The 12930-nt window shown below is 56.6% G+C and carries 13 protein-coding genes; 6 read left to right on the forward strand and 7 right to left on the reverse strand.

What is annotated here, in order from left to right:
- The first annotated feature begins 517 nt into the window (after window positions 1–517).
- From ACSFC7_RS19560 to ACSFC7_RS19575, 4 genes are all read left to right on the forward strand, one after another.
- Entirely contained in the window at window positions 518–694 is a 177-nt protein-coding gene (locus ACSFC7_RS19560; RefSeq protein ID WP_436344484.1) for a hypothetical protein, read from the forward strand.
- 73 nt (window positions 695–767) lie between these two features.
- On the forward strand, window positions 768–1025 hold the full coding sequence (locus tag ACSFC7_RS19565) for a hypothetical protein (protein ID WP_436344485.1): 258 nt from the start codon (window positions 768–770) through the stop codon (window positions 1023–1025).
- Between the two features lie 1030 nt (window positions 1026–2055).
- Window positions 2056–2436, forward strand: coding sequence for a DUF7522 family protein (locus ACSFC7_RS19570; protein WP_436344486.1), 381 nt, complete (start codon window positions 2056–2058; stop codon window positions 2434–2436).
- 122 nt (window positions 2437–2558) lie between these two features.
- Window positions 2559–2786 carry a hypothetical protein gene (locus tag ACSFC7_RS19575; RefSeq protein ID WP_436344487.1) on the forward strand — a complete coding sequence of 76 codons (228 nt, stop codon included), beginning with the start codon at window positions 2559–2561 and terminating at the stop codon, window positions 2784–2786.
- Window positions 2787–3297: 511 nt separating this feature from the next.
- Here the strand turns inward: ACSFC7_RS19575 and ACSFC7_RS19580 are convergent.
- Entirely contained in the window at window positions 3298–3462 is a 165-nt protein-coding gene (locus ACSFC7_RS19580) for a hypothetical protein (RefSeq protein ID WP_436344488.1), read from the reverse strand.
- Window positions 3463–3721: 259 nt separating this feature from the next.
- Here ACSFC7_RS19580 and ACSFC7_RS19585 point away from each other — a divergent pair, with 259 nt between their 5' ends.
- Window positions 3722–4057: a hypothetical protein gene (locus tag ACSFC7_RS19585; protein WP_436344489.1), complete on the forward strand. Its 336-nt coding sequence runs from the start codon at window positions 3722–3724 to the stop codon at window positions 4055–4057.
- 75 nt (window positions 4058–4132) lie between these two features.
- Window positions 4133–5092 carry a hypothetical protein gene (locus ACSFC7_RS19590; RefSeq protein WP_436344490.1) on the forward strand — a complete coding sequence of 320 codons (960 nt, stop codon included), beginning with the start codon at window positions 4133–4135 and terminating at the stop codon, window positions 5090–5092.
- A gap of 225 nt (window positions 5093–5317) precedes the next feature.
- Here the strand turns inward: ACSFC7_RS19590 and ACSFC7_RS19595 are convergent, their stop codons facing one another.
- From ACSFC7_RS19595 to ACSFC7_RS19620, 6 genes are read right to left on the reverse strand one after another with little or no spacing between them, the layout of a single operon-like run.
- Window positions 5318–8089, reverse strand: coding sequence for a fibronectin type III domain-containing protein (locus ACSFC7_RS19595; protein ID WP_436344491.1), 2772 nt, complete (start codon window positions 8087–8089; stop codon window positions 5318–5320).
- Window positions 8089–9585: a glycine-rich protein gene (locus ACSFC7_RS19600; RefSeq protein WP_436344492.1), complete on the reverse strand. Its 1497-nt coding sequence runs from the start codon at window positions 9583–9585 to the stop codon at window positions 8089–8091. Before ACSFC7_RS19600 ends, ACSFC7_RS19595 begins: the two co-directional genes overlap by 1 nt.
- 2 nt (window positions 9586–9587) lie before the next feature.
- Window positions 9588–10745: a hypothetical protein gene (locus ACSFC7_RS19605; RefSeq protein WP_436344493.1), complete on the reverse strand. Its 1158-nt coding sequence runs from the start codon at window positions 10743–10745 to the stop codon at window positions 9588–9590.
- 12 nt (window positions 10746–10757) lie between these two features.
- Window positions 10758–11408 (reverse strand): hypothetical protein, encoded by a 651-nt coding sequence (locus ACSFC7_RS19610; protein ID WP_436344494.1) that lies wholly within the window; start codon window positions 11406–11408, stop codon window positions 10758–10760.
- Between the two features lie 49 nt (window positions 11409–11457).
- Window positions 11458–11652, reverse strand: a complete 195-nt coding sequence (locus ACSFC7_RS19615) for a hypothetical protein (RefSeq protein ID WP_436344495.1) — start codon at window positions 11650–11652, stop codon at window positions 11458–11460.
- A 55-nt stretch (window positions 11653–11707) separates the two neighbouring features.
- Window positions 11708–12907, reverse strand: a complete 1200-nt coding sequence (locus tag ACSFC7_RS19620; protein WP_436344496.1) for a hypothetical protein — start codon at window positions 12905–12907, stop codon at window positions 11708–11710.
- Window positions 12908–12930: the final 23 nt, after the last annotated feature.

Genomic DNA, 12930 nt, shown 5'->3' on the forward strand with positions numbered 1-12930 from the left:
TCTTTTCCAGATGTGTTCGCTTTGCGGTTGGAAGATCTGGTAGCTGTTTCGTAGTTTTTTCACTATAGTCACCTGTTGACTTCCAAGGATATGAAATAGCCCTTGCAGAGATGCCGATAAATTTCACTCCATACATAATTATTAGCCCGAATATCAGAGGGGCTATCAAGAAAAACCATGATAGGAAAAAACCATCGTATACACGGTAATTTGAGAGAGACGGGTTGAAAATAGCGATGTAAAGCATTCCAGGGAGTGGCAAAAAAATGCACAGCCATCCAAGTTGAGAAAATATAACCAATTGTTTCACTAATTCCTTAGAACGGCTTATTAGAATGGTCAGTCCCCTAACCCAATATCTCGGGTCTGATTTTAATACTCGCCGTAGAAGTTTCCAATCCATCTTATGGACTACTTATCAGTCTAACTTGTATATCACACGGTATTTAATTCTCATTTATGTGATTGGGTCTATATCGGTATATTATCTCTATCTAGATAGACCCGGTTCGTCGCGATGCTCCTCGAGCCACTCTTCGAAATCGCCGTCGACGAGGCCCTGGACCAATTAGTTGACCATCGCCTCGACGTTGCCACCGCGGAGCTCCAGGAGTCGTTGGCCGAGCTCGTATCTGACGACGCGCCGGCGCCGCTCGCGTTCTCCATACCTGCTGATGTTGATGTAATGTTTTAGCGGTCACGGGGCCGATTCCGTTTCTTCCGGCTTTGAAATTACTATTATACTGAAGTAGTGAGAGTCATCCGTTATGAGCGATCCAAATCTAACCACTCATCCAATGAAGATAGCTGAACTAATCGGAATCGGCTCCCTTGCAGGTTATATCGGTGGGTCAATGGGGCAGGGGTTAACACTAACCGGGCTAGGTGAAGTAACTCTAATATTCTTATATGTGACCTTGATTTCAATTTCAACAAACTATATCCACAAACGAATCAGAAGTCGGATGAAAAACGATGAGGAAGAACGTATTCGATACGACTGGCCACCACATCGGGGATCTTGATCTGCCAACACGTTTAATTTAGCGTGGTCGAATGCACCATCCAGCGCGAGTTGGATACTGTCGTTGCCGACAGGTTCCGTTCGATGTGAGACATCGTAAACTACCCACCACTGATCGGAGATCGTTCCAACGTCAATAGCCACCGACGCCTGATCTCGGATTGGTCCGTCCGATTGACACACCACTATTGGATAGGAAGAGTTCAAGCGGATTCAGAAGGCGAAAATGTAATGGTTAGAGACTAAACATTTAAATGCGGCACCAGATAACACGGTACATGCCGCTCGCGAAACGACCGCATTCGTACCTCCTCACGGTAGAATTTGATCGGGAATCGCAGAAGTTTCTATTGAAGACCCCAGATCCTCTTGCGACTCAACTTCGACATGCCGTTTCTCTGTATGAGAAATGTCGAGATTTGCCCGTACGGATTGAGCACATTGGAGGACCGGGTGTTATTTGGGCATTATGTGAGATTTCGGTCAAAATCGCTGCGCTGATGGTCTCTGTATCTATCCCTCGTTTGATAACGTGGATAGTCGAGAAGAACGCACGTATAGTACGAACCGTCGATTTGTCAGGTACTGCAAGCGGTAGTGGTTCTGCTTCAGGATCTTTTGAAGTGAACTCGCACAATTGTTGATTGTTTCAACTCGCACGTTCCGTGTTTGAGAACAGAACTGCTCACCGCCATTCGTAGTGTACCCAATCCAGTTCATCGCGATGCTCCTCGAGCCACTCGTCGAGATCACCACGCCAGAGGCCCGTCTCGACGCGCGATACTCCGTTGCAATGGATTCCGTAGATGTCCAACCGTCCCTCGAGGACACTCGACACGTCATCGTACACCAGCGCCTCGCGACTGTGGTCCCGGATCGCGACGAGGTCGCTCTAATGCAATTGAGGCCGTGAAGGGCAGAATCCCCCTCAAAAATTTGCCAGACCACATTTGGATAAATGCCAATAATATCACCACATTTACTTTATTCGGCCAACATAGTTATGATCTTTAGGGAACACTTCATAGATAATGCAAATCGAAGCAGACCGGGTTTGTGAGCAATTGGAGTATCGATTTGGTGATGACCTTCGAAGCGTTGGTTACTACGATAATGGTGACAGTGAACACATATATATTCGAGATGATGTCAAAAAGAAGTATGACACTTCGGATGTGGAGAAGGTTTTCCGAGATGCTCGGCTAGAAGCAATTGATCGAGAGCACCAAGAATCCCTGTATATTCACGGTGACTTACAATGCACTCTACGATGTTTCAAGAAAGCGATAGAATTACACCTCATCAAAGACCAGCGTAAAGGGGTAATAGCCGCTATTGAGACTGGCGCAATAGACGATCTTCAAGGAACAATCGAATCTGCAGTAGTTGCAATTGAAGAATCGGATTCTTGATGGACTTCAATCTGGGTACTAATTTATGAGTAGCTCAAGCATGTCAAACACCACCAATAGCCATTGAAACGTCTGTTTTCGGCCAATAAGGTTTACATCACGTAGCCGAATGTACTAGTTCCATGGGTAATGATATACTCGCCATTTTCGGTGTGTTCGGTGCAGCGTATGGCGTTCTGGTCTTCTTCGTGGGCCGTCACGTTCTGCATACAATGTTTGACGGGGGTGTCATCAAGACTGGCGCCACACAGGGGATGCTCATCCTAGCTGGCGGGGTCATCCTCGCGCTCTTATTCGTATCCGGAATCGTTATAAAATTGATGGTGATTCTAAATGTACACAAGATGTAGAGAGCGCGCAACCCACAAGTTGATCAGTCACTGAGTCGGTCCCATTTCTTCCGATATCGAACTCGCCTGTGCGGCCAGTAGACTTAATCACCGATGCTCGAATGCTTCAGCCGGCGGGATGAGGAGTACTGTCGCTGGGACGGCGGTATCAATCCGACGTGAGACATCGTAAACCGCCCGCCACTGATCGGGGATCGTTTCAACGTCGGCAGCCATCGACGCCAGATCCCCGATCGCCCGTCCGATCGGCACACACCAGTGGATGGGGAGCTCCGACGTCGGCCCACTACCGACGTCTCTCAGACAGGGAATACCTACACGGTCATAGGAAATGTCCGGGTGGGGGTGGGGGAAGATGCTAAAGTTACCCGGACAGATCTTAGTACCGTGGAGTGTGTATTAAACTGCAGGTCGATATCGAGTCGTGAGTCGCGACCACGTCTGGTTATTTTCGGCGGCCATAATCCATCACGAATACAGTCGTGAAACTTGAGGAATTGGGGTGTCCACCTTACGACTCAATCCGGCTGTAGGCAGCTACCGTCCGCTCGAGTTCACTGATCGAATTGTTCAGGTTCCAGAGTTGGGGGAGGTCATCCTCCAACATCTGGACCTCGTCTAAGACCCGTTGTAGCTCCTCCTCTGTGTCGTCGGTATATTCAGGCTCAGTAGCCATAGATAAACCTCCTATATGAATCCTCATTATATTATCCAATAATACCACTGCCTACACAGTTACTTTTCGAAGATCTCAACTTGAGAAAGATGACGCACTACGGTCGAACAAGCTCGAGTGGGCTGGCAGCTGGCCGCCAATCGGCTCCTGGACTCCAACCTCCAGGCCGAGGAGATCGTCGACGAACTCGAATTAGGCAAACATGATAGATGTGGTGATTTTGCAGAGCGTTTATGATACTGCTTGAATATGTGATGGTATGGCAGAAAATCGTGACTGGCTCTTGAGGGTCGGTGCTACGCTTCTGGGTGGCACCGCTGTAGCTGATTTAGCCGGATATCCGCTGGGAGAGGCACTTCTCGTTGGCATTGTCGCAGCACTGAGTTTTCTCGATCCGATTCTGGGGGAGGTAGGAGGGGTTCTGTCGGAGTACATTTTCGGCATCGATATCGTCCCCGGCCTTCTCGAAGCAGTGAGCTATCTCATTGAGCAAGCGGCTGCGTCCGATATGCTACTTTTTGTGGTCGCAGCGTCTGGAACGGTCCTTATTCTACGGGCCGTAGGCATCCTCTGGCACAAACGCAGTAGCTCGTAACAACTCTGGTTCACCTGTTCTTTTCGCGATGTGATAGCCAACACTATTATCACAAACACATCCAATAGATATGATATGAACCGACGAAAGGTGCTTCTTACGAGTGGCGTTGCACTATCGGCCGTCCTAGCCGGCTGCACGAGTTCGAGCGACGATGGCACTAACGGCTCCGGCGGTAGTGAAAGCGACGACGAGGCCCTCGAGGATGCTGCCGACCATATTGTAGAGGCAAGCAACCGCCTTGAGGAAGAGACCACGATTTCGTTCGAGACCGATCCCGGTGACCCACTCAATACCAGCGCAATCGAGCAGGGTATCGAGAACGCCGAGGAGTCGTTAGACGATTTCAACGAAGATGAAGCAAGCAACGATCAGCTGACTCAGTACGAAAACATCGAAGCGGCAATCGAGTATACCACTGACGCGCTGGAGGTTCTCACCGAACTCGAAGAGGCGTTTGACGCGTTCGATACCGCTGTATCGTACGAAAACAACGAACGATATGATGATGCTGCCGATCAACTCGAGATTGCTCTGGATCACTTCACCAAGGCAGATGACCTCGTTGACGACGCGGCAGAATCCTGGTCATCAGTTGAAGTCGAAAACACCGAGGGGAAACTCGACATCGCGGACGGGGAAGACGACCTGGACGAACTTGACGATATCTGTGATGCTTATGCCCGACTGACTGAGGCTGCGATAGACTTCGACCGTGGCCTGGAAGCGTTCAAGGAAGGCACAGAGTCGATTGAGCAAGGGCGCTACAGCGCAGCCGCTTCAGCGTATGGTGATGCAACAATACACTTCGAAGATGCCAGAGATCTGTATCAGGATGCCGAAACGGAGGTGCCGTCGTCATACCGAGAAGTGTTCATCGATATGACGTGTGTTTCCGAGGCAATTGTCGAAGCAAGCGAACTGTTCGTCGAGGCCAGCGAAGCCGCCGACAGAGGAGACTACCAGACCGCCGATACTCGAGCTAACGAGGCCCAGGAGGCAATGGACGTGAGTTGCGGAGGCCAACGGTTCTAACGGGGTCCCCCTAAGGATCACACCTGGAGAGTAGATAGCGCTAAAAGGAGATCCGTCATACCAGATCCGTCGCCGCCAACAGCGGATTCTGGATCCGACCGACAGTCTCGGAGACCGGCTGGCGGTTCCCCATCCGCAACTAGATCTGACCGGCCTCTTCGTCGACGTCGTAGAATTTCACATTCGGTTTGACCCCAATAACGAACGCCAGTAGCGTGAAGATCGTCACACCCGGTCGCTGGTCGCGCTAACCGTCGACCTGATCTGCCGAATTGCATCTTCCGCACGTTTTCGCGACCCCAGTCTGGCCGATAGTTGGCCTGCCGAGACGTCGAGATCGTAGACGCTCATCGCCTCGCCAGCGACGCCGTCGACGTCGAACGCCTCGAGCAACCTGTCGACGTGCTCGCCGGCCGGGATCTCGACATCAGCCTCCCAGCGTGGCGTCGACGTTGTGTCGACGATCAGCTTCGCTGCGAGCTCGCAACCGCGGACAGTCGTGAGACCGTTGATGGTCTCGACGCGATCGTGGCGTGGGTCACCGTCGTAGTCGGCGTGTTCGAAGGTTCCCGAGACCTTGAAGTCGTACTCGACGTCGAGTTCCTGACCGTCTTCGATGTCGCCGGTCGCGAGCGGTTCGATGGTGCCGCTCGAGTTGTCCATCGTGTAATCGCGGAGGTACTCGTAGCGCTCTTCACTCTCGACATCGCGGACCGTCTCCGTACCGGGGATGACGTTCTCTTCGGCGAAGGCGACGTCCTCGTCGAGAGCGGCCGTGACCGTCTCTCGTGTACTCCGACCGCCGCCTTTGACCGTGCATCGCAGCGTTCGGTCACCGCGTTTCGTCACGCTGTAGTTCGCGAGCGGCAGGTCGCGGTCACTGGACCGCTGGCCGGCCTGCGCCCAGTGGACAACCGTGTCGTCGCCGTCCTGACGCACCTCGAGGAGTGAGTCGGACCGCTCGGCGTAGTCGACCAGGATGTCGATCAGGTCGGCATCCCGGCTGTCGTTGATGACCAGCGGCGTGTCGTCGCCGTCGAACCGAAGTTCGTAGCCCTCGAGGCGGTGTGGCTCGTAGCCATACCGGGGGGTCGCATCGTCTCGAGGCCCGTTTGGAGCGTGCCCCCCGGCGGCGATCCGAAGCCGCAGGGACGCCCCGAGCGTCTCGAAGTCCGTCTCCAGCGTGTCGGCGTTCTGGACCTCGGTCCACGACCGGCCGCCGTCGTTCGAGATGGCGATCGCCTGCTGTCCATCCGTACCGCTCCACGACGTGGTCGCGTAGCCCGTGAGCACCGAGTAGATGGTCTCGGCGTCACTGGTCTCAATCTCCGCCTGGCGGGCGTATAGCGTCGGAGAATCAAGGTGCCCCGCTGGCTCGTGGAGATCGTTCGCGAAGTCATCGCTATCCTCCGAGTCGTGGAACCGCTGGTCGAAGAACGTCACGAGGTCGATCAGTGAATCTTCGCTGTTCTCCTCGCCGTTGACCTCGAAATAGTAGTCGCCACTGGGGACATCGCCGCCCGCCCAGTCGGAGCCGAACGTACTATTGTTGAAGTCCCACGTCGGTCCGAACGACCCACTACCGACGGTGAAGTCGATCGTTCCGACAGCGGAGTCGTCGCTGGCGTCGTAGAGCGTGACCGAAATATCCGTCCCACCGGACGGCACCTTCCAGCGCACACCGATTCCGACGTCGTCGGCGGCGACGTCCATCTCGTTCGTGAACGTGCCGAACTGGATGTAGTCGGATGCCTCGTCGATAGTACGACCGCGCCCATCGGTCAGTTCGTCATCGTCGATCGCGGAACCAGCGTTTGTATCGACAATCTCGCTGACGTCGGAGCTGCCGGCGTCGTTGAGAAACAGCGTCTGAACTTGCTCGAGGCCGTCGTCGATAGCCTCGAACGGATCGGCGGCCGACGGTGAGAACGCCTCGTCGAACTCGCCGGTGGTCTCGACCGCCTGGAGGAGCTCGTCGACCACCTCCTCGACGACGGGCTCATCGATGACGGTTGCGTAGTCCGTGCCCTCGGCGATCAGGTCGCCGACGAGTGTGTAGGTCTCCTGCTGGATGACGTTCGTTCCGACGCGGCGCTCGAGTTGTGTCCCACCGACGCCGACCAGTTCGCACTGCCCAGGATCGGTGACGATGTCCTCGAGTTCGTCGATCGGCTTGCGGTCGCCATCCTTGTAGACCCGCATGTCTGCGCCCTCGTACGACTCAAGCGAGTAGGCCCCGTCCCGTGGGACTGGGACGCGGACCCGTGGGAGATCGTTGACCCGCGGCTCGAACTGGACGCCGTCGAGGATCTGCGGTGTGATCGTCTGACCCGACGGGTGGTCGATCTCCACGTGCCAGCCCCGCGGTGGAGCCGCCTGATGGGGCAGCCCGTTGTCGTCGGTCTCGGCCGAGTCGCTCACACTGCTGTTCGCGTACTGCCACTGAGTGAGCGTCTTGACCTGATAGACGTACTCTGTGTGGGGTGCAGCGGTATCGTCAGTGAACGTGTTGTTGCCGTCGCCGACGGTTCCCAGTAACCGACCGTCGACGGCGGGATCGTCGTCGTATTCGTATTCCGTCCGCTGGCGGTAGATCAGATGTGAACCTCGGAACTCGTTGTTGATACTCCACGAGATATCGACCGTCGTCTCTGACGTGGCGTCGAATGAGATATCGCCCGAGGGGACCAATTTCGTCACCTCCTCGACAGTCAGCCACGAACCGGTCTTGTAATCGGTCTCTGTCCGGATACGGACGGAATACTGCTCTCCACCGAGGATGTTTTCGATGACGTGGTCAGGAGGGGAATCGTGAGCGCCGGTCGCCTCGTGTTCGTACGGTGGGTGATCCCCGTCGGGATCGTCATCACGGATCTCGAGTCGGTACTGGCCGTTATTCAGGACGGCGTCCCACGTCGCTCCCAGTGATTCGGGGTTACTGGCGTCCAGTGAAAGCGATTCGACGTCTGGGATGTCAGTCGTGAAGGAGGCAGGCATTATTGATCCTCGCGAACGCTGGTGTCGGTTGTGAACGTCTCAACAGTCGTATCGTACTGCTGACCGTCCAGCAGTTCGGTTGTTACGTACTGGACGGATCCACCTTCACTCACGCCGGTTACCGAATCGTCGTCGATTACCCACTCGGTCGATCCATCTTCGCTGAGTAACACTTCGTAGTGATCGGTGTTGTTTGACTGGTCAGACCACGAAAGAGTGGCGTAACGCCCATTGACATCGTCGACCGTGAGATTTTCGACTGGGGGAAGATCGGTAAGTACGGTCTCTGGACTACTCTCCGACGACGTATCAGGCGTCACACGCCGAATCGTGTACTCGTACGCCTGTCCGTCGAGGAGTCCGGTGTCAGTATGTGTCACGGTGGACAGCCCGGTAATCGTCTCGACAGTTGTCCCGTCGCGGTCGATCTTGATCTCCCCATCGGTATTGTTGTCTTGGACACTCCACTCGAGATCGGCCAGTCGATCACCCCCAGTCGCACTGACGATCGTGGGACTCGGGAGCGTCGTCGTTCCACTTGTTCTGTCTGAGGGGTCAGACTCTTCGCCGTTGTACTGAGTCGTTACTCGGTAGTGGTATTCCCGTCCGTTCGTCAGATTCGTATCCGTGTACGATGTCGATGTCGTCGATCCGATCTGGGTATAGTTGCCGAACGTGGCACTACTATCCGTCGTTCGGTAGACGTTGTACCCCTCGATCGTCGCCCCACCCGAGGTGTTGGCTTCGTCCCAGTCGAGATCGATTTCCGAATCACGCTCGTCGACGACCGATACGCTGGGTGGATCGGCATCCGGGGTCTGATAGGTGATGACGATCTGACCGTCACCTGTGTTCCCACCGACTTGCATATCCGTCGACGGATCGGCGTTAATCGCAACCGATTCGTCGATGTATCCGGACCCACCGCCACCTGATCGGCGCTGGCCTGAGTATTGACCAGAACCGCCCGAACCGCCACCGTACCATCCGCCGCCACCGCCACCGCCGCCATACGTCTCGCCAGAGACGGATCCCCCATAGAAAAATTCTCCGTCCTCAGTCGTGCTGTCATAGGATTCGCCACCCGACGTTTGCGTACCACCACTATCCGCGTTCGATTCCCCCGGGCCACCTTCAAGTCCCCCGCCGTCACCACCATATTCGCCGTAGACCGCACCACCGCCACCACCAGCTACAAGGATTCGATCATTAAGACCAGTCCCTCCGACACGGACGTCAGTTCCCCCACCAGCGTCACTACCCCTTCCGCCACCGTCACCACCGCCATTGTACCCGTTTGCTCCTCCGACGTACAGATATAGTGTATTAGAGATGTCACCGGGGAACGTTGCTTGGGCGTACCCACCTTTCCCACTCGTACCATCGCCACCGTAATCGCCACCTTCCGCTCCGTAGCACTCAACGGTGAACTCAACGGCTTCGTCGGGAACATCCCACTGATAATTCCCCGGACTGCTGTATGTCTCCGTCGGCATTGTTACCTCCGCACCTCACGGCGTCTGACGAGTGTTTTCGCCCCCTGTACATCCACGATCCCTCCCGAGGCGATCGGATTCAGCCAGTCCTCGAGGTCGGTCGGGATCGGCCCGGTCTCACCGTCCGGGATCGAAAACAGGACGTCCTCGGCACCGGTCGCGACGATCGCATCCAGGGCGAACAGATCGCCGGCGACGTCGAACGTCAGCTGGGCGTGATCGCGAATCATCGAGACCGACGTGAGGTCGACGTCGAACAACTCGACAGAGGCGGGCTGCTCGAGGCCGACATCAATCCAGGAGTCGGTGCTCGAGTCCCACTCCTGGGCGTCGACCGTGCCGGCGTCCTCGTCGATCCACAGGCGGAGGAGGCCGTTCGACATCACAACCGGATTATCGATGTCGTGCTCGGTCGTGTGGACTGTCTGCCACTGACGTGGGCCATCACCACTATTCGAAAACTTCCCGTCGTAGCCGCGTGTGTCGTATACACGAGCGCCTGCGCGGACGTCGTTGCTATAGGCAGACTCGTATACAAGCACCGGTGCGTCCTGATCGAACGGCGGAGGATCATACCACGATGCGTCCGTGAGATCGTAAACGCCCATGTCGGTGTTGGCCGCTGGTCTCGTTTCGACCGGCTCGGCCAGTTCGGTTGACTTGTCGTCCAGGTTCATCCATCGGACCTTTCGAGCCGACGTCGGCACCGCGATCATTGTCTGGAGACCGTTGCCGAACTCGTGGTCGACCTGGAACGGGTTTGTCTCCACGGCTCGGAAGTGAGTTGCCTGCCTACCGACAAATGTCAAGTCGAGCGTCCAGGCCCACACATCACGCTGGTTGGCGTGGAGTGGGTCGACGTCGGCCGACGCGATTTCATAATAGCCAGCGTTGGAGTAGCCGCCACCGCGGCGGAATAGGGGCAGGTTCCCCAAGCTCGAGTCCGCGAGTTCGTCGAGCTCCGTCGCGATCATCGTCGAGATGTCCTCACCCCAACGGATCTGCCCCTCGAGACGGAGGTCAGCAGCCTCAGAGGCGATCGACTCGACGGAGGTACTGTCTTCGCCCAGGACCCCCATTTCAGCGAGTCGCTGGCCGAGTCGGTCGCTCTCGTTATTCGTCGATGCTTCTGGCAGGGGCAGGTTGTACAGGTATTTCATAGGTGTGTCGCGCTAATAGTCGGGGATGAGCTCCCCGAGTTCGTCCAGGCCGTCCTCAACCGCTCCGAGGATGTCGACGTCGGGGAACGTAGAGGTCCAGGTCCCTTCGAGTGAGACCTCGATCGCCGACGGGTCGTCTGCGCTTCGGGTCACCCGGGCCTCGGTGATCGCGAGCGGTTTCGGCCGCTCGAACGCCCCGGCGCCGTTTGAGTAGTCGCCATTGGTCCATTCACCGATATGGAGGCGAGCCGGCGCGGTCGAATCTGTCGGTGACTGTGCAATACAATACTCGAGTACCTGCCGCATCGCACGCAGGTTCGAGCCAGTTGCGTCGTACTTGGTTACGCTGGACTCGTCGCTCGGATCGCTCGAACCGTCGCCCCAGAGATCTCCGATACCTGCCTCGAGCGTTAGTGACGTCTTGTAGGCGCCCATACCTCCGTCGACGTGGTACCCTTTCCGACTCTCGAGGTCGGCATCGGCGACGTCGTCCGGGAGCAGGTCCGTTCCGATATCATAGGCCTCCCGAAGGTACTGGCCGCGGTTGCTGAGGAGGTAGTCTTTGGTCACCTCACCAGTGTCTGAGAGGTTCTCGCGGAATCGGAAGACCGCTGTCGTATCGTCGACGTCGATCTCGAGATATGCGTCTGTTTGTAAGGTCATGCGTGGAAAACAGTGCCGCGGTGACCGCGCGGCGGCGGTGTCGATGAGGTTATTCGACGACGTCGGCGAGCTTGACGAGTGCTACAGTATACCAGATGAGAAGGCACAGCAAGAGCGTCTCGACGGCCGAAGGGTCGAGGAGAGCAATAAAACCGATCGCGAGTACGATGTATCCGAGGACCGCCGCTGGCACGACCAGCTGTGCCGAGCGATCCGAGAGCTGTGACACATCGCGCAATTTCATGATGTTTGTTAGTTCTTCGAGACATGATAAAAGCGTTTAGGCGTTTTTAGGAGCGTCAATTTCGGGCGATCTCCCGTTCGAGGTCGTCAATCTTCCCTTCAAGGTCGTCACGTAGCTCCTCGATCTGATCCTCGTTCGCCTGCTGGACCTCGTCGACGACACGCTCGAGGTCGCGGGCGTCAACGTTGACGTCGCCCTGGTTGACTGTGATCTCGACTGGAGAGGGGTCAACAGTTGTTTCAACCGATGTTGTAGACTCTTCTTGCGATTCTGCCAACGTGTGCAACCGCGCGTCGCCCCCTTCCTTAGAAGGGGATCCGCTGTTACTACCCGGTTCTGTGGTTGGGTTGAGGTCCTGTGCGAATTGCTCGCCCCCGCGCGCAACCTCCGCAGCCCACTGGTCTACCCCTCCAAGACCAACATGTTCAAAGAAGGGGAACGTGTCCGGGTCATCAGCATCTGAGTCAGCCGAGGGTGAGGGCGAGCCAGACCCACCACCCCCGCCGGTGTTGGTAGTTACGTCGACGGAGATCTCGATCGGATCCAGTTCCTCTACCTCGAGGGGATCGATCGCTTCGATCTCGAGCGGGAGTAGCTCGTCCGAAAGCTCATACGGCTCCTCGGGGTGGTCCACCGCGTACGGATCGTCTGGGTGATCCAAACCGTAGGGATCCTCGGGATGGTCGACGTCGTACGGATCTTCTGGATGATCCAGGCCGTAGGGGTCCTCGGGATGGTCGACGTCGTACGGGTCCTCGGGGTGATCGACGTCGATCGGCACCCACTCCGGCTTCTCGAGTGTGAGATCAACACCTTCGCCATCGACCTGGAGCTCCTCGTCAGAGAGCGCGTCGGAAATTGCTGGTCCTACTGCCGACCCGACAGCGCTGCCGATCGCCGGACCGATCGCGCCACCCAGGAGACTGCCGGCACCACTGCCGAGGCCACCACCGAGTCCGCCCAGCAGTTCGCCGAACATCCCGCCACCGTCGCCGTCCCCCTCGAGGTCGTAGAGGACCTCGAGCATCTCCTCGAGGTAGTCCGTGCGCTCACGGGCCCAGCGATACTCGCGGCGTCGACGTCGACGTTCACGGCCGCCGCCCCCAGCGCCACCTGCAGCCTGGGCAGACATCGACCCGCCGTCGGTCATCCCGATCTCGGTGGTGCCGATCTCGGACTCGATCTGCTGGCGAGCGTTCCGGAGTTCCGACTCCGGGATCTCGATCGACAGTTGGGCTTCGGTATCGAAACTCATAGTCTGGGTCGTGTGGCCGCGTA

Source organism: Natronorubrum halobium (assembly GCF_051351675.1).
Lineage (GTDB): Archaea > Halobacteriota > Halobacteria > Halobacteriales > Natrialbaceae > Natronorubrum.